At 67.6% G+C, this 16,579-nt stretch carries 16 protein-coding genes and 1 riboswitch; of the genes, 9 read left to right on the top strand and 7 right to left on the bottom strand.

Going from position 1 to position 16,579, the window contains the following annotated elements:
- Nucleotides 1-3: 3 nt before the first annotated feature.
- From fabI to LQ954_RS15160, 3 genes are read right to left on the bottom strand one after another with little or no spacing between them, the layout of a single operon-like run.
- Nucleotides 4-807: an enoyl-ACP reductase FabI gene (fabI, locus tag LQ954_RS15170; RefSeq protein WP_330999988.1), complete on the bottom strand. Its 804-nt coding sequence runs from the start codon at nt 805-807 to the stop codon at nt 4-6.
- A complete protein-coding gene (locus tag LQ954_RS15165) occupies nt 804-1,769 on the bottom strand; it encodes a YihY/virulence factor BrkB family protein (RefSeq protein WP_265334275.1) in 966 nt (321 codons plus the stop codon). Before LQ954_RS15165 ends, fabI begins: the two co-directional genes overlap by 4 nt.
- 25 nt (nt 1,770-1,794) lie before the next feature.
- Nucleotides 1,795-2,721 carry a DnaJ C-terminal domain-containing protein gene (locus tag LQ954_RS15160; RefSeq protein ID WP_227772797.1) on the bottom strand — a complete coding sequence of 309 codons (927 nt, stop codon included), beginning with the start codon at nt 2,719-2,721 and terminating at the stop codon, nt 1,795-1,797.
- Between the two features lie 160 nt (nt 2,722-2,881).
- Here LQ954_RS15160 and LQ954_RS15155 point away from each other — a divergent pair, with 160 nt between their 5' ends.
- Nucleotides 2,882-3,049 (top strand): hypothetical protein, encoded by a 168-nt coding sequence (locus tag LQ954_RS15155; protein ID WP_227772798.1) that lies wholly within the window; start codon nt 2,882-2,884, stop codon nt 3,047-3,049.
- On the opposite strand, the gene LQ954_RS15150 is transcribed toward LQ954_RS15155, so the two are convergent.
- Nucleotides 3,043-5,427, bottom strand: a complete 2,385-nt coding sequence (locus LQ954_RS15150; protein WP_231023892.1) for a hypothetical protein — start codon at nt 5,425-5,427, stop codon at nt 3,043-3,045. The genes LQ954_RS15155 and LQ954_RS15150 overlap by 7 nt on opposite strands.
- Before the next feature lie 118 nt (nt 5,428-5,545).
- Between LQ954_RS15150 and LQ954_RS15145 the strand changes: the two genes are divergently transcribed.
- Nucleotides 5,546-5,941 carry a hypothetical protein gene (locus tag LQ954_RS15145; protein ID WP_231023891.1) on the top strand — a complete coding sequence of 132 codons (396 nt, stop codon included), beginning with the start codon at nt 5,546-5,548 and terminating at the stop codon, nt 5,939-5,941.
- 19 nt (nt 5,942-5,960) lie between these two features.
- On the opposite strand, the gene LQ954_RS15140 is transcribed toward LQ954_RS15145, so the two are convergent.
- Nucleotides 5,961-6,809, bottom strand: a complete 849-nt coding sequence (locus tag LQ954_RS15140; RefSeq protein WP_231023889.1) for a TauD/TfdA dioxygenase family protein — start codon at nt 6,807-6,809, stop codon at nt 5,961-5,963.
- A 65-nt stretch (nt 6,810-6,874) separates the two neighbouring features.
- On the opposite strand from LQ954_RS15140, the gene LQ954_RS15135 reads away from it, so the two are divergent.
- A complete protein-coding gene (locus LQ954_RS15135) occupies nt 6,875-7,540 on the top strand; it encodes a Crp/Fnr family transcriptional regulator (RefSeq protein ID WP_227772802.1) in 666 nt (221 codons plus the stop codon).
- Between the two features lie 3 nt (nt 7,541-7,543).
- Here the strand turns inward: LQ954_RS15135 and LQ954_RS15130 are convergent, their stop codons facing one another.
- Together LQ954_RS15130 and LQ954_RS15125 are read right to left on the bottom strand one after the other, a co-directional pair.
- Nucleotides 7,544-9,406 (bottom strand): zinc-dependent metalloprotease, encoded by a 1,863-nt coding sequence (locus tag LQ954_RS15130; protein ID WP_231023888.1) that lies wholly within the window; start codon nt 9,404-9,406, stop codon nt 7,544-7,546.
- Nucleotides 9,407-9,411: 5 nt separating this feature from the next.
- The gene (locus LQ954_RS15125; protein ID WP_231023887.1) at nt 9,412-9,786 is read right to left on the bottom strand and encodes a hypothetical protein; all 375 of its coding nucleotides are present in this window, start codon (nt 9,784-9,786) and stop codon (nt 9,412-9,414) included.
- Nucleotides 9,787-10,031: 245 nt separating this feature from the next.
- Here LQ954_RS15125 and cobO point away from each other — a divergent pair, with 245 nt between their 5' ends.
- The 6 genes from cobO to LQ954_RS15095 all read left to right on the top strand — a co-directional run bounded on the left by cobO (nt 10,032) and on the right by LQ954_RS15095 (nt 16,576).
- Nucleotides 10,032-10,646: a cob(I)yrinic acid a,c-diamide adenosyltransferase gene (cobO, locus tag LQ954_RS15120; RefSeq protein ID WP_227772804.1), complete on the top strand. Its 615-nt coding sequence runs from the start codon at nt 10,032-10,034 to the stop codon at nt 10,644-10,646.
- Nucleotides 10,647-10,667: 21 nt separating this feature from the next.
- Nucleotides 10,668-10,868, top strand: a riboswitch (cobalamin riboswitch).
- A gap of 121 nt (nt 10,869-10,989) precedes the next feature.
- A complete protein-coding gene (locus tag LQ954_RS15115) occupies nt 10,990-12,849 on the top strand; it encodes a TonB-dependent receptor plug domain-containing protein (protein ID WP_231023886.1) in 1,860 nt (619 codons plus the stop codon).
- Between the two features lie 81 nt (nt 12,850-12,930).
- Complete coding sequence (locus LQ954_RS15110; RefSeq protein ID WP_231023885.1) at nt 12,931-13,749, top strand: ABC transporter substrate-binding protein; 819 nt, start codon at nt 12,931-12,933, stop codon at nt 13,747-13,749.
- Nucleotides 13,746-14,714 (top strand): FecCD family ABC transporter permease, encoded by a 969-nt coding sequence (locus LQ954_RS15105; RefSeq protein WP_231023884.1) that lies wholly within the window; start codon nt 13,746-13,748, stop codon nt 14,712-14,714. The genes LQ954_RS15110 and LQ954_RS15105 overlap by 4 nt, the downstream gene beginning before the upstream one ends.
- Nucleotides 14,705-15,457 carry an ABC transporter ATP-binding protein gene (locus LQ954_RS15100; protein ID WP_231023883.1) on the top strand — a complete coding sequence of 251 codons (753 nt, stop codon included), beginning with the start codon at nt 14,705-14,707 and terminating at the stop codon, nt 15,455-15,457. Before LQ954_RS15105 ends, LQ954_RS15100 begins: the two co-directional genes overlap by 10 nt.
- Before the next feature lie 33 nt (nt 15,458-15,490).
- Nucleotides 15,491-16,576, top strand: coding sequence for a homocysteine S-methyltransferase family protein (locus LQ954_RS15095; RefSeq protein ID WP_231023882.1), 1,086 nt, complete (start codon nt 15,491-15,493; stop codon nt 16,574-16,576).
- Nucleotides 16,577-16,579 lie beyond the last annotated feature (3 nt).

Raw genomic sequence — 16,579 nt, 5'->3', positions numbered from 1 at the left:
CGGTCAGGCCAGCGCGATGTCCGGCGCGTCCTCCGCTTTCATGCCGATGACGTTGTAGCCGGCGTCGACGTGGTGAACCTCGCCGGTCACGCCGCTGGCGAGATCGCTGAGCATGTAGAGGCCCGCGCCGCCGACATCCTCGATCGTGACATTGCGCTTCAGCGGCGAGTTCAGCTCGTTCCACTTCAGGATCAGGCGGAAATCGCCGATCCCGCTGGCCGCCAGCGTCTTGATCGGGCCGGCCGAGATGGCGTTGACCCGGATATTGTCGCGACCGAGATCGACCGCCAGATACTGGACGCTGGTTTCCAGTGCTGCCTTGGCAAGGCCCATCACATTGTAGTGCGGGATCACCTTTTCGGCGCCATAGTAGCTCAGGGTCAGCAGGCTGCCGCCCTCCCGCATCATCTTCGCTGCCCGCTGCGCTACCGCCACGAACGAATAGACGCTGATGTTCATCGTCATCAGGAAGTTGTCGAGGCTGGTGTCGACAAAGCGCCCGCGCAGCTCGTTCTTGTCCGAAAAGCCGATGGCGTGGACGACAAAGTCAATGGTTGGCCAGGTTTCGGCCAGCTTGGCGAACGTGGCGTCCAGTGCGGCCATGTCGCTGACGTCGCAATCGAACAGGTGTGGTGTGCCGAGTTGTTCGGCGAGCGGGCGCACGCGCTTTTCCATCGCCTCGCCTTGATAGCTGAACGCCAGCTCCGCGCCCGCCTCCGACAGCTTCTTGGCAATGCCCCAGGCCAGTGACTTGTCGTTGGCGAGCCCCATGATGAGCCCGCGTTTGCCTGCCATCAATGCGTTCACAACACTGCCTTTGCTTCCGACCCGGGGGGCGCCCCCTCTAGACCGTTCTCCGGGGGTTCCGCCAGTGCTGCGTTAAGATGAGCGCCAAACACCATGCCGAGGCCGATGAGATAGAAAAACAACAGCATCACCACGACGCCCGCGAGGCTGCCGTAGGTAAGGTCGTAGCCGCCGAGGTTCGACAGGGCCCAGGGGAGGCCCGCCGTCATGCTGACCCACCAAATCGCGGTGAACAGCGCGCCGGGCCATTTGCGGCTGTCCGAGTAGCGGTATTTCGACGGCGTGACGAAGTAGAACAGCATGTACAGGGCGCCAAACATGACGAGGCCCGGGATGGCGCGGCTGATGCCGATCCAGCCAGCAATGTCGCGGGCCCAGGGAAGCAGCTGGTAGATGAACTGTTCCGCGGCAACGAGGATGCCCTGCACGAGGAATGACAGCAGCGCGACGATCACCGAGGCAACGATACCAAGACTGAGACCGAGACGCGCACGCCAGAGCGATTGCGAGCTTCGGGTGCCATAAGCGCGGCGAAAGATCTCGCGGATGGTTTCCACGAAACTGCCGACTGTCCACAGGCCGACGAAGGCGCCAAACCAGAGCAGCGATCCGGTGCGCGCCGCCAGCACGTCCGCGATCGGTTTTCGGAGAATCTCGGCCACGTCCGACGGCAGGACATGGAGGAAGGACTCTACCGCCTGGCGTGTCTCATGGTTCTGTCCAAACACCGCAAGCACGGCGGCCGCGACAATGAAGAACGGGAACACCGTCATCAGCGCCAGATAGGCAAGGTTGCCGGCATGAATGAAGCCGTCGTTGTATACGCCCGTGCCGGCCCGTTTCAGAACCTCATAGGCGAAACTGCCCGGCTTCACCTTGGCAAGCTGGCGATCAAGCCGCACCCGTGCCGGCCCGTGATGCCTGCGATCCTCGGGCGTCAGCGTGACGGTCTCGTCGCTCAAGATCTCTGCCCCTTTGTGATAGGGATCAGACGCCCATGTCGGCGCGCGGGTTCCCCCCGCCGGACCAGCCCTCCACGAAGCTGGCAAGCGCAGCGTCATTGGCGGGCACATCGATCATCAGTGTGACGAGTTGGTCGCCGCGCGTGCCGTCCTTCTTGTGGAAGCCCTTGCCCTTGAGCCGCAGCGTGCGGCCGGAGGTAGAGCCCTTCGGCACCGTCAGCATCACCGGCTTTTCGACGGTGGGCACCTTTACTGGGCCGCCGTTGACCGCCTCCGCCAGCGTGATCGGCAGATTCAGGCGAACGTCGTCGCCGTCGCGCGTGAAGAAACGGTGCGGCTGCACGTCAATGGTGACGATGGCGTCACCCGGTCCGCCGGGGCCCTGTTCGCCCTTGCCGGGCAGGCGCATCTGCGTCCCGGTTTCAACGCCGGCGGGCAGCTTCAGGTCAATCGTCTTGCCATCCGCCAAGGTGATCCGCTGCGGCGCGCAGGCGGCGGCGTCAACAAACGGCACGCGCAGGCGATAAGCAGCGTTGGCGCCCTTGGGTGGTGGCTGACGCCGGCCGAAACCGCCAGAGAAACCACCCCCGGACCCCCCGGCTCGGCCGCCGAACAGCCCTTCAAAGATATCCGACATATCAACGCCCTCGGCGCCGCCGAAATCCTGGCTCCGAAAGCCGCCGCCGCCGGGGCGCGCACCACCGAATCCTGCGCCGAAGGGGGATGCCGGGTTGCCGTCGGCATCGATCTCGCCGCGGTCGAACCGGGCGCGCCTGTCCTTGTCGCTCAGCAAGTCGTAGGCGGCGGTCACCTGACTGAACTTCTCGGCCGCCTTTGGATTGTCCTGATTGCGATCGGGATGCAGCTCCTTGGCGAGCTTGCGATACGCCTTCTTGATATCAGCCTCGGTGGCGCTCCGCGCCACGCCGAGCGTCGAATATGGATCCGCCATTGTTGCCCCAGTTGGTGTATTACCCGACTATGTGGGGGAGGCGCCGAAGGAGTGCAATGCGGCTGAGGAACCTTCGCCTAAACGGTGGAAAGGAGCCGCGATGGCGCTTTAACCATCTTGGCGCCTTTTCGGTCGAAGCCGCAGTGGGCAGGGCGTCGCAATGCGTAAGGAAGCGAGTGTGCATCTGATCGATGCGGTACGGCGGGCGTTGCGGGTGGCAGACGGGCTCGGGTTGTCAGAGACGAGCCTTCATCTGAACGCGGCTTTGGTCACGCTGGACGGGCGCGGTGTCCCGCCGCAGCCGATGCCGAGCCGGGCGGTTCACTGAACCTTGTTGCGCGAGGCCGCTGCCGCCGCTGGCACATCAACGGTTGCGGCGGCGCCAGGCGCGTCGCGCAGGTAGAGGCGCAGCTTGCCATCGGCGGGACGCGGCACCTGCAGCGTGCTGCCCGTGAAGCCATCGGGCACAACGGCGTCGGCGGCCCCCGTGATCCGACTGATCAGGAATAGCCCGGTGCCGGCGAGCGTGCAGGTGTTGTTGTCCGCAGCACAGGAAATCGAGCTGAGGCGCGGCAGGCGTACCAGGGTCGCCAGCGGCTGCCAGTCACCCACCACGTCGCCCTGTACCAGCCGGAAGCGCAGGGGCCCGCGCGCTGATTCGCCCAGCGCGGAAGCGGGATCCAGCGTAGCGATCGCCACGCGATCGTCCTGAAGGCGGATGGGGAGCTGCGTCGAGGCGCCGGTCTCGATTGCTTCCACCTCGATCCGGTCGCCTGCCGCGAAGCGGGTGGAGCCGGCAGCGCGCAGCGAAAAGGTGAGCCGAGCATCCTGAGGCACCAGCCCGGCGTCGGCAAGCGTCAGCGGGACTGCCGCTGCAGGTCCAACGCGTTCCAGCGATGTGGATATGGGTGTTGAGCGGGGACGCGCCGGAAGGATTCGGACAGGAACGCGCACGGTTCGGCCGTCGGCCAGCGTAGCGCGGCCAGTTAGTTCGCCGGGCTTTAACTGCTCCGCCGCGCTTTCCGCGGCCATCTCAAGCCGGTCGGCAGTCCCTTCGCGGCCCAGCTTTGCCGCCTCGAAGATCACCGCGCCGATTTCCAGCACCTTCACCTGATCGAGGCGAGTGCCCGCGAGCATGCCCGTGCGGTCACCGGCGTGGAGCGTGAAGCCGGTGATGCGGGAGGCCTCGGCATAGGCCCGTAGGTCCAATCGCCTTGGCCGATCCATGCCGTGGCTGCGGATCAGCAGTGCCACCGGGCCGGGCTCGATGCCGGCAAGCGGAACCTTGAGCGAGAGCGTGCCATTCGCTTCCGCGTTCCAGGCCACGGCGCGTTGCTCGCCATCACGCTCCAGCCAGACCTGCGCCACACAGGCTGCCGCACCGCCGGACAGGGTAAGCGGCGTGTCGCGTCCGACCACCAGGGTGGCACCATCCGCACGCCATGCGTCCTGCGCCGGGCTGGCAAGGCGAAAGCGTGGGCCGTCGAAGGGCTGGAACCCCCAAAAGCCCTGCAGCCGCGCCTCAGCTCCCTCAGCGAGCGTCACCGGCGGTGTCCCGACATCGCCAACGACAAAGCCGCCGGCTGCCGGATTAGCCGTGACTGGCAGATCGAGCGTTGTTCCGGCGGCGGTCGGCACCCGGAGGGTCATCGCCCGCGCGTAACCGGTGGAAAAGACCAGCGGCGCACCGCCGACCGGGAGGGTGAGGGTGGGCGCCGTCAAACAGCGCGGTCCGATATCCTTCACGGACAGGACCGGCAGGATCGGCGGCGCGACCGTCGGCAGCGCGGCGACAAGCACGGACTGCGGCTTGCGGAACGAAGGCACGGTATTGAGCAGCAATTCCATCCGGCCCTCGCGCGGAACGCCGAGTGCCGGGATGAACCGCAGCTGCGCCGATTGAAACGCGCCGAGCATGCGGGCGAGGTCACGGACCACGCCGATGTAGCCGCTGTAATAGCCAAAGCCGCCCTGCGGGGTGGCACTGAGTTGCAGCGCGATATTGGCCGGGGCGCCGGCGAGCGTCTGCGCGATTGAACTGGTCTGGCTGTCCGCCAGAACGGCGGCATTGCCGCTCTGCGCGAGGCAGGCGGCGCGCGGATCCGGCTGACGTAGGAGGCAAGCGGAATCGAGCTTGATGGCGAGGCTATCGGCCAGTTGGGGAGAAATGCGGGCGACCTCGGCCGGTTCGCGGCGGCGCACCTGATCGAGAAATGTTTCCAGCCGGGTGCGATCGAGCATCGCCTGGTTCAGTTCCTGTGACGCGCGAACAAAGGCGCCGGGCTGCTCGCGCACCGCCTTGGCCACGCCGTCGATCGCACCGCCGGTCTCGGGCACCAGGAAGATCAGCGCTTGCTGCGCCCCTTCCGGCACGCGCACGTCAATGGTCGCTTCTTTTGGCTTCCACGTGCGTGCTTCGGCCAGCCAGTCCTTGGGCGGCGGATTGGTCGCGCCCCGCAGGAAGGCGAGCACCATCCGATATTGTGCGCTTTGCTCCGCCGGCAGGTCAGCGACGACGCGGATGCGATCGCCCGCCGACAGGTTGGGCACCTGCGACAGCGGCAGCGTGATGTCGCCGTGGGTGACCAGTACGCGCAGCGAGGGGCCGGCAAGATCAAAGGCGGTGGTTTCCGCGCGCAGCACCGAAGCGGCGGGAGCAAGCAGGAGCAGGCAGGCGAGTGCGGCATGGCGAAGAGCCGTCCGCAAGGGGGAGGGGGTAAGCGGCACAACCCCGTGTAGCCCGCTTTGCCAATGCTGCAATCGCTGGTGGCGCTGTCGAAAAGCAGTCAGCAGCGGTTCAGCGGGCGGAGGGTAAAAGCGATGCATGAAACGCATCGCATCCCTGCTTGCTGCGGCCGTCGTCCTGGCCGCGCCCGCCGGTGCCGCGGCCCGCGACACTGCCGAAACCAAGTTCGAAAAGGCGCTTGCCGGCCGAGTGGCGGGCGCCCCCGTCCGCTGCATCAGCCTGGGCGGTATTACCTCCAGCCAGATCATCGACGGCAAGGCGATCATCTACCGCGTCGGCAGCAAGATGTACGTCAATCAGCCACGGTCCGGTGCGGACCAGCTGGATGACCGCGACGTCCTGCTGACCCGCAATGTCGGCACGCAGCTGTGCGGTGCCGACACTGTGCAATTGATCGATTCCAGCTCACGCGCGATCCGCAGCTTCGTCGTGCTAGGTGACTTTGTCCCTTATACGCGGACGAAGGCGAGCTGAGCCGTGGTGGCGAGCGCGCTCAACTGAGCGGCTCGCCAGAGATGGTGATGCGGTGCATCAGTCGGCGGTGGCCGTGATAGTCGTTCATGGCGTGGTGCCAGGTTGAACGATTGTCCCAGATGGCGATCGATCCCGGTGCCCATTGCACCCGGCACTGGAACTCCTCGCGCATGCCTAGCTGATAGAGGTAGCTGAGCAGCGGCAGGCTTTCATCGCGCGTCCACCCGTCGAAGTGCAGTGTGAAGGCCGGGTTCACGTAGAGGATCTCCCGCCCGGTGCGCGGATGCTTGATGACGACGGGATGCACCGCACGGGTGCGCAGATCGTGCCCCTTCAGATCGGCGGCCTGATCCGTCTTCGAGTAAATGCCGTCCTTGCTGTAGATATGATCCGCCGAATGCACCGCGCGCATGGTGCGCAGCGTGGCCTTCATTCCCTCCGACAGGGAGTCGAAAGCCGCTGACATGCTCGCGAACAACGTGTCGCCACCGGTCGGCGGCGTTTCGCGAGCCAGCAGGATCGATCCCATCGCGGGAACTTGATCGTAGCTGTGATCAGTATGCCAGCCGCCACCGATATTGGTCTGCTGGTTTTCCGCCTTGCGCACCTCCGCGATTTCCGGGTGGCCGCCGTTGGCGGGGAAGTAATTGTTGATGTCGATCGCGCCCCAGCGCCGAGCAAAGGCGATATGCTGTTCGGGCGTAAGCTGCTGATTGCGAACGAAGACGAGGCCGTGGTCGGCGAGCGCGGTGCGCATGGCGGCGAACGTCTCGTCGTCCAGGTGGTTCAGATCGACCCCTTCGAACTCTACCCCGACATTGGCCCCGATCGGGCGCGTGGTGACGCGATCCTTCAGCTGCGTTGCCATGATCCACTCCTGCTTATGTCTGTTGCCGGTTTTATCGGATCGGCTTTGCGGATAATGTCACCAAGGTGACAGTTGATCATGGCACCGTCGCGGCGCTGGCCCGCAATGGCTGGTTCGCGCGACAGCCGGCCGCCTTGCAGAACCGGTTGGCAGAGGCAGGGCGGATGGTGACCTTGCGGCGCGGCCAGTGGGTGTACAGCCAGGGCGACGAAGGAACCGGGCTATGCGCTGTTATCGAAGGGGCTGTGCGGCTCGAAGTGGCGCTGGGTGCCGAGCGGGACGTGTTGATCGGGCTGGCGCCGGCGCCGGCCATCCTTGGGCAAACACGACGGAGCGGTGGCGGGCCACGCTTGCTGACGGTGCGGGCAAACACCGCCTCACGGGTGCTGATGATCACCGACGATGCACTGGACCGTGCGGCGGCACGCGACCCGGGATTGTGGCGCGCGATCAACGAACTTGTTTACGCTCAGCTCGAGCAGATGACCCGGCTGGCCGCGCATCTGCTTATCCAGACGCCCGGCGGGCGGGTGGCGATGCGGCTGCTTCAGTTTGCGGAAGGGCATGACGTTCCGGTGAGCCAGGCCGATCTGGCGGAAATGACCGGCCTGTCCCGCAAAACCGTGAACGGCCACCTGGCTGCACTGGAGCGTAGGGGCGTGATCGCGCGCGGATATCGCGCGATCACGCTGCTGGACCGACAGGCGCTGGAACGGATTGCGGCTCGCTGAGGGTCAGCCGGCCTCGCCGCCGCTGCCGATCGGCATGCCCGGCGGGATGCGCGGCTCGGCTGCCTCATCCTTCAGAGCTGCCGCCAGCGCTTCGCGATCCTGCAACAGCCGCGCGGTGGCGAGCGCCCAGGCGCGATCATCGGCATCGGCGAAGCGGCGTCCGACCTGCGCCGTCGCCCAATCGACCAGCGCCTGGTCCAGCCGGTTGGCCGCCGCACTGCCGGTGGCCGGTGCACGCGCGGCACGGGCGAGGCTGAGCACGATCCGGGTACCGACAGCGCGGCGAACCGCGGCGAGGCGCGGATTGGCGGCAGGTGCGTTCGTCAGGGCCAGCAGCCGTTCAGCCAGCATGCCTGGCCCTGGCACCGCGGGATCGCGGCGTTGCTGGTCCGCGAGCCGCGCCAGCCGCTCGGGCGACAGCAAGGCGTCGAGCGTGATCTGTGCGGATACCTGTGCCGCCACCAGGGGATCAAAGGCGGTGCTGCCGGCGGTGCGCATCACCTCGATATCGAACTGCCGATCGCGATCGCCGGACCAGCCGGCGGAGAGGAAGGGGATCAACCGCTCAGGAACGTCCAGCGCAGCCGGCTCAAGGGTGGCCAGCAACACGCGCAGCGCTTCTGCCTGCGCCGAACCAGCGACGTGGCGTGACGCGCCGTGGCCGTCACCCGCCATTGCATATTGGGACTCGATCCCGCCCAGCAGCTTGGCGGCAGCTTCCACCTGATAGCGATGCAGCAGCCAGATCGGCACGAACTTGCGGCGCAGATTGGAAGCCGGTTCGTCGGCCGCCAGCACTTCGGGCCCGAATCGCGCGACCGCGGCGGCGCGCACCGTCATCATCCGCGTAAGTTCGGCGGCGGGGTCAGCGCCATCGTCCCACAGGCTGCCCCAGGGCTGTGATGCGGAAACGACACGGGCGTTTTCGTCGGCGACGAAGCGCAGGCCGCGGCGCTGAGCCGCCGCCGCCTTGTCACGGGCGAGGGCATCGGGATCGCTGCCCGGACGATCGCCATACAGCCAGTCGATCGCGTAAAGGTCCCAGCCGCCAAGGCCGACGCCATAAGCGTCCGACAGGTCGGGCGCGCCGTTGACGAGCCCGATGCGCGGTGCGGGATAATCCATCACCGATGCGCGATCCTGTGTGCTGCCCGCGAAATTGTGAAGTAGCCCAAGTGCGTGACCTACTTCATGGGCGGCGAGCTGCCGGATGCGCGCCAGCGCCACCTCGCGCGGATCGTTGGGGCCGCCCTTGCCCGTGGCGGCGGCCCCAACCAGCCCTTCGTAGATCAGCATGTCCTGCCGCACGCGCAATGATCCGAGCAGCACCGATCCCTTCAGGATCTCGCCCGTGCGCGGGTCTGTGACCGCATAGCCATAGGACCAGCCACGCGTCGCCCGATTGACCCAGTTGACCACATTGTAGCGCAAATCGAGCGGGTCAGCGCCGTCGGGAAGGATTTCCACCCGGTAAGCATCGATGTAACCAGCTGCTTCGAATGCCGCTTTCCACCAGGACGCGCCTTCCAGAAGGGCGGTCCGGATCGGCTCCGGCGCGGCATTGTCGATGTAGAAGACGATCGGCTTCTTCACGCGGGAACGGGGCGCATCCGGGTCCACGCGTTCCAGGCGGAACCGATTGGCAAGGTTGCGCACGATCTGCCGGCCGAGCGGCGCCCCGAAATCGAGGATCTGGCTGGAGAAGCTGCCGCCGCGGGGATCGAATTCACGCATGGTATAGCCCCCCTGCGGCAAGGCGGCGAAGCTGTGGCGGACCACCAGCGTGAACTGACGCGGGTCCGGGGCAATATTGCGTACCTCCGGCCCCGGGGAATCGCTGGCAAAGGTCTGGCGTGCCTCGAACACGAGGTTCAGCGGGAAGGCGCGGACCGCATTGACGTCTGCCGCGCTGAGATCGCCGACCAGCTTCCAACCCTTTCGCCGCCATCCTTCAGCTGATCGGCGATCCCCTTGGTATCGCGGGCGAGGAACGGCGCGATATCGACGAGAAAGCGCCCATCGGCCCCAGGGATGACATCGCCCATCCACAGGATTGAGGTGGCAAAGGCGTCGCTGGCCGCCGCCTGCTCGGCGGCGGAGCCGCCAGTGGCGCGGAAGCGTGGGTTTTCGAGCTCGAAAGCGACCTTCTTGCCCAGGCGGCGGATGACCAGGATCTGTGCCGGGCCGGGTTGGGCACGATCCAGGCCGATCGGCGCGGAGCCGAGGCCGGTGCGCAGCGCCGTCATGTAGAGCAGGCGGGCGGAGACGCCGTCTGCCCCTGCTTCAGGAAGCGACAGCAGCCATGCGGGTGGTGCCGGCCAGCGGATCCCTGGCCGGTTCGGCCAGCGCTGGCAGCGGCGCGAGGCCAAGCATCAGGCCCATCAGCATCGTCTTGCGGATCATCGGCGTCCCCCTTTTCGCTCACCCTAGAAGTCGGCCGTCTGCTTGGCGAGCGGTTGCTTCCTTGGGGTGAGCGGGAGATATGCCGCGCATGACCGACGCGACCGACGATCACGCCCGCCATAATGAACGGATGCGCCGCATGAAGGTGGCGCGGGACCGGATGCAGGCCCGCCGCACGCTCGAACGCGGGCTGCTGATCGTCCACACCGGCAACGGCAAGGGGAAGTCCTCCGCCGCCTTCGGCATGGCGATCCGCTCGATCGGCTGGGGGATGCGCGTCGCGATCCTGCAGTTCGTGAAGGGCACCTGGGAAACGGGCGAGCGCAACTTCTTCACCGATCACCCGTCCGACCTGGTCACCTTCGAAAGCATGGGGGAGGGGTTCACCTGGGACACGCAGGATCGCGCGCGCGACATTGCTGCCGCGCGGCGCGGCTGGGATCGCGCAAAGGAGCTGATCCTCGATCCCGAGATCGACTTCGTGATCCTCGACGAACTCAACATCGTGCTCGCCGATGAGACCTTGCCCTCGGCGGAGGTGCTGGCGTTCCTGAAGGAGCGGCCGCTGACCAAGCATATCTGCGTCACCGGGCGCGGCGCTCGGGCAGAGCTGGTCGAGATCGCCGATCTCGTCACCGAGTTTGGCGAGGTGAGACATCCGTTCAATGCTGGGTTCAACGCGCAAAAGGGCGTCGAATATTGACGGATCGGCCGTACCCGCTCTAGGGGCGCGGCCGCGAACGGTTCCCGGAGACGGGATGAAAAGGGAAGTCGGGAAAGGCTGCTGGCCTGATCCCGCGCTGCCCCCGCAACTGTGATCGGCGAGTGTCGCCCATCCGCGCCACTGGGGTCTTCTGACCTCGGGAAGGCCGGGCGGCACGCTGACCCGAGAGCCAGGAGACCTGCCGGTCGCACGTCGATCCATCGCGCGGACGGGGTGTGCCGGGCGGACGAGGCCGAAACCCTCGAGCGAGCGACAAGAGGGATCGGCTGACGGACGGCGCCTGCATGGTGCCGGCCGCAGCCCTGTTGTTGGGGCAAGAACAATGAAGACAATCTATTGGCTGGCGGCATCCGCCACCCTGATCGCTGCGCCCGCGCTCGCACAGGAGGGGGCGCAGGACGCATCGCCGCGCGGCGACATCGTGGTGACGGCGAGCGGCGTTCCGCAGGATGTCGACACCACCGGGCAGGCGGTGACGATCATCGACCGCGACACGATCGAGCAGCGGCAGACGGTGGTGCTGAGCGACCTGTTGCAGACGACGCCGGGCGTCACGGTGACGCGCAACGGCGGTGTCGGCACCGTCAATTACGTGCGGATCCGCGGCGCGGAGGCGGATCAGACGCTGACGCTGATCGACGGTGTGCGCGTCAACGACCCTTCCTCGCCCGGCGGCGCGTTCGATTTCGCCAACCTGCTCAGTGCCTCGGTCGAGCGGGTGGAGGTGGTGCGCGGGCCCAATTCGGTCCCCTGGGGCAGTCAGGCGATCGGCGGCGTCGTCAACGTCATCACCCAGGCGCCGACGCAGCAGCTGCGCGCGCGCGGCAATGTCGAATATGGCGCGATGGACACGCTGTTCGCCAGCGGCGGCATTTCGGGGGGCAGCGGAATCGTCTCCGCCGCGCTCACCGGCGGATACCTGCGCACCGACGGCATTTCCGCTTATGACCGTGGCACCGAGCGGGACGGCTATCGCCAATATGGCGCCAGCGGGCGGGTGGAGGTGGCGTTCGCGCCCAACATCCGCCTCGATCTGCGCGGCTATTGGGCGGACAGCCGCACCGACCTCGATGGCTTTCCCGCGCCGACCTTCGCCTTTGCCGATACGCGTGAATATTCGACCGCGCAGGAATTGTACGGCTATGCCGGTCTGAACGCCGATTTCCTCGACGGCCGGTTCCGCAACCTGCTCGCCTTCCAGATCGCCGATATCGACCGCGACAATTATGATCCCGACCTCAGCGCCGCGCCGCAATTCCTGTCGCGCGGGCGTAGCGAACGCTACACCTACAAGGGCGATCTGCAGGCAACCGACGAAATCCGCGTCGTGCTGGGGGCAGAGCATGAGACGACCCGCCTCGCCGATGGCACCGATCGCTTCAGCCGCGGCACGACCAGCTTCTGGGGCGAAGTGATCCTGACCCCCGTCGCCGGCCTCGCCATCACTGGCGGCGTGCGCCACGACGACGACGATGCCTTTGGCGGGCGCACTACCTTTGCCGCCAACGCCGCTTATACGCTGCCGACCGGCACCACGCTGCGCGCCAGCTATGCCGAGGGGTTCAAGGCGCCGACCCTGTACCAGCTGTACGCGCCCTTCTACGGCACGCCGACGCTGGACGCGGAAACCGCGAAGAGCTGGGATGCGGGAATAGAGCAGAGGCTTGTCGATGACCGGTTGGTCGCCAGCGCGACCTATTTCAGCCGCCATACCCGCAACCAGATCGATTTCGACGCGCTGACCTTCACCTACAGCAACATCGCGCGCACGCGGGCCAAGGGCGCCGAGTTCGCGCTGCTGATGCGCCCGGTCGATCGCTTCACGATCAACGCATCCTACAGCCATATCGACAGCGAGAACCGCAGCGCCGGGCTGGTCGGCAATGAGCTGGCCCGCCGCCCGGCGGACAGCGTCAGCGTGTCGGCAGACTATCGCTTCCCCTTCGGCTTGGCGCTCGGCGCGACCGTGCTGACGTTGGGCGACAGTTTCGACGACGCCGCCAATCGCGTGCGGCTCGACGGCTATACATTGACGAATCTGCGCGCCGAACTGCCGCTGAATGATCGCCTGTCGATCTATGGCCGCGTCGAAAATGTGTTCGACGCCGATTATCGCGTGGTCGCCAATTACGGCACGATCGGGCGCGCGGCCTATGGCGGCCTGCGCGTGAAACTGGACTGAGCCGTCATCGCTCCGGCTCCCGCCCGTCGCGCTCATTTTGGTCGCGACGGGGCGGGGCCGGGGACGGTAGGCTGGTGATCGATGCGGTTGATCCTGCTCCTTGCACTGTTGCTGGCCGGCTGCTCCGGCGCGGCGCCCGCGCGCGGTGGGGCGGGCGGCGGCATCGTCTCGCTCAACCCTTGCGCGGACCAGATGCTGCTCGCGCTGGTCCCGCCGCAGCGGATCGCCGCGATCAGCCATTATTCGCAGGATCCCCGCGCCACCTCGCTCCCGCTCGACGTGGCGCGCCGCTTCCGCGCCACCGCGGGCACTGCGGAGGAGGTGATCGCGCTCGCCCCCGATCTGGCGATCGCCAGCAGCTTCACGCCGCCCGCGACCCGCGCGGCGTTCGCGCGGGCGGGGCTCCGCACCCTGTACCTTGGTTCCCCGACCACCATCGCGGCCAGCCGGGCGCAGATCGCTGAGGTTGCGGCAGCCGTCGGCGCACCGGCGCGTGGCCGTGCGCTAGATGCACAGATCGCCGGCGCGCTGGCGGCGACCCGCGGGGAAGGGGCGCAGCCGTCCGCCTTGCTGTTCATCGGCGGCGACCTGGCCAATGGTAACGGCACGCTGCTGCATGAGATGATGCGCCATGTCGGGCTGCGCGATGCCGCCGCCGATTACGGCCTGTCGATGACCGGGCGATTGCCGGTGGAGACGATCATCGCCGATCCCCCCGCGCTGATCATGTCGCCGGACGCTGGCGGGCGCACGGCGGCCACGCGCCGCCGCCTGCTTGCCGCCACCGGCGCGACGACGCGCGACCTTCCCTTTCCCCGCAGCCTCGTCAATTGCGGCGGCCCGACGATCCCGCTGGCGCTGGAGCGGCTTGCCGCGATCCGCCGGGGCCACGGCGCATGAGCCGCGTGTCGCTCAACCCCGCGCTGCTGCTGCTGGTCCTGCTGCTGTTCGCCGCTTCGCTGATGGCGGGCAAGGCGTGGGTGCCGCTGGATGCGTGGTGTTCGGGCGACCCGCGCTGGATGATCATCGTCGAACTGCGCCTGCCGCGCGCCCTGCTCGCCCTGGTGCTCGGCGCGGTGCTGGGCCTGTCGGGCGCGGTGCTTCAGGGGTGGCTGCGCAACCCGCTCGCCGACCCGGGCGTGCTGGGTGTCTCCTCCGCCGCGGCGCTGGGCGCGGTTGCCGCGCTGGTGCTGGGAGTGGGGAGCCAATGGGGCGTGTTCGCCGCCGCCATGGCCGCCGCGATGGGCGCGATGGCGCTGCTCGCCGCGCTCACCTGGCGCGCGGAGAGCCCGGCCGCCTTCGTGCTGGCGGGATCGGTGCTCGCCAGCCTCGCCGCCGCGCTCACCGCCTTTCTCATCTCGGTCGCGCCTAACCCCTATGTGGTGGCCGAGGTGCTCGACTGGCTGATGGGCGCGCTGACCGATCGCAGCTTCGCCGATCTTGCCCATGCCGCGCCCTTCATGCTGGCCGGCGCGATGCTGCTGCTCATCACTGGGCGCAGCCTTGATGCGCTGACGCTCGGCAGCGACGCGGCACGGTCGCTGGGGGTGGACCTCAGGCGCCTGCAGGCGCTGGTGATCGCGGGGACGGGGCTGGCGGTCGGCGCAGGCGTCGCGGTGACCGGGGTGATCGGTTTCGTCGGGCTGGTCGTGCCGCATCTGCTGCGCCCGCTCGTCGGTGCGCGGCCCTCGGCGTTGCTGGTGCCGAGCGCGCTTGGCGGCGCGGCGCTGGTGCTCGGCGCGGATACCTTGTGCCGGCTCGTCCCCGGCGCGGGCGAGGTGCGGCTGGGCGTCGCCATGGCGCTGATCGGTGCGCCGTTTTTCCTCGCCTTGCTGCTGGGCGAGCGAGGGCGGTCATGGGGCTGATCGCCAGCAACCTTGCCGTCACGCTCGGGCGGCGGCGCATCCTCCACGGTATCGACGCTGCCTTCGCGCCCGGGCGGGTGACGGTGGTGCTGGGCGCCAACGGCGCGGGCAAGAGCACGCTGCTGCGCGCCGCCGCCGCGCTGGTGCCGGTGGAGGCTGGCGCGGTGAGCATCGAGGGGGTCGACGTCGCCGCGCTGCCGCCGCGCGATCGGGCGCGAACGATCGGCTATCTGCCCCAGGATGCGGTGGTGCATTGGAACATGCGCGTGCGTGATCTGGTGGCGCTTGGCCGCCTGCCGCACGGCGACGACGACACCGCCGCCGTTGCGCGCGCGCTCACCGCCACACGCACCACGGGCCTTGAGGGCCGACATGTGCGCGACCTGTCGGGCGGTGAACGTGCCCGCGTCTTGCTGGCCCGCGTGCTCGCCGGGGAGCCGCGCTGGCTGCTCGCCGACGAGCCGCTCGCCAGCCTCGATCCACTCCATCAGCTGGAAACACTGGCACTGCTGCGCGCGGCGGCGGCGGGCGGCATGGGCGTGGTGGTGGTGCTGCACGATCTGACGCAGGCGGCCGCAATCGCTGACGCGGTGTTGCTGTTGAAGGACGGCCGCGTCCTGGCACATGGGCCAACCGATCTGGTGATGACCCCGGCGCACCTCGCGGACGCTTATGGCGTGGGCGTGGAGGTGCTCACGCGGGCTGATGGCCGCCGCGTGATCGTGCCTGCCGGGATGCTCTGACCACTTGGCTTGAACATATAAAGATATCTTTATATGCTGCGCTTCATGCCCAGCCACGCCCAATCTGCGCCCGAGGGCGCCCGCGAAGCCCTGCTCGCTGCCGCACGCGAGCGGATCCTCGTCACTGACGGGGCATTCGGCACCGAAATCCAGAACTGGAAGCTGTCGGAAGCGGATTATGCCGGCACGCTCGACCTCAGCCATGACCAGAAGGGCAACAACGACATCCTCGCGCTGACCAAGCCGGAGGTGCCCGAATCGATCCACCGCGCCTATTTCGAGGCGGGCGCGGATATTGCCGAAACCAACACCTTCTCGGCCAACCGCATCAGCCAGGCCGATTATGGCGCCGAGAATTTGGTGCGCGAGATCAACGTGGAAAGCGCCGCCATGGCGCGTCGCATCGCCGACGAATATGCCGCGCGCGACGGCCGTCGCCGCTTCGTCGCCGGCGCGATCGGGCCGACCAACAAGACGCTGTCACTGTCGCCCGACGTCAACGACCCCGGCTTTCGCGAGATCGACTTCGATTATCTGAAGGAGGTGTACCGCGAGCAGGCCGACGCGCTGATCGCGGGCGGCGCGGACTTCATCCTGATCGAGACGGTGTTCGACACGCTGAACGCCAAGGCCGGCGTGATGGCCGCGCAGGAGGCGGGCGCCGCGATCGGCCGCGACGTGCCGATCATGCTGTCGATGACGCTGACCGACCTGTCGGGCCGCAACCTGTCGGGCCATACGGTGGAGGCGTTCTGGCACGCCGTGCGCCACGCGAAGCCAGTGACGATCGGGCTCAATTGCTCGTTCGGCGCGCAGCAGCTTCGCCCGCATGTGAAGACGCTGAGCGAGATCTGCGACACGCTGATCATGGTCTATCCCAACGCCGGCCTGCCCAACGAACTGGGCGCCTATGACGAGGCGCCGGAGACGACCGCCGGGCTGGTCAGGGAATGGGCCGAGGCGGGGCAGGTCAACGTGCTGGGCGGCTGCTGCGGGTCGACGCCTGCGCATATCAAGGCGATCGCCGACGCGGTGCGCGGCCTTGCCCCGCGCACGATCCCGGTGCCGCCGGTGCGCACGCGGCTCGCCGGGCTCGAACCGTTCACCATGGCCGCCTAGCCG

The sequence above is a fragment of the Sphingomonas sp. IC-11 genome (assembly GCF_021043365.1).
Classification (GTDB): domain Bacteria; phylum Pseudomonadota; class Alphaproteobacteria; order Sphingomonadales; family Sphingomonadaceae; genus Sphingomonas.
The sequence above is the reverse complement of the archived record's forward strand: the minus strand, read 5'-3'. Positions and strand labels throughout refer to the sequence as shown.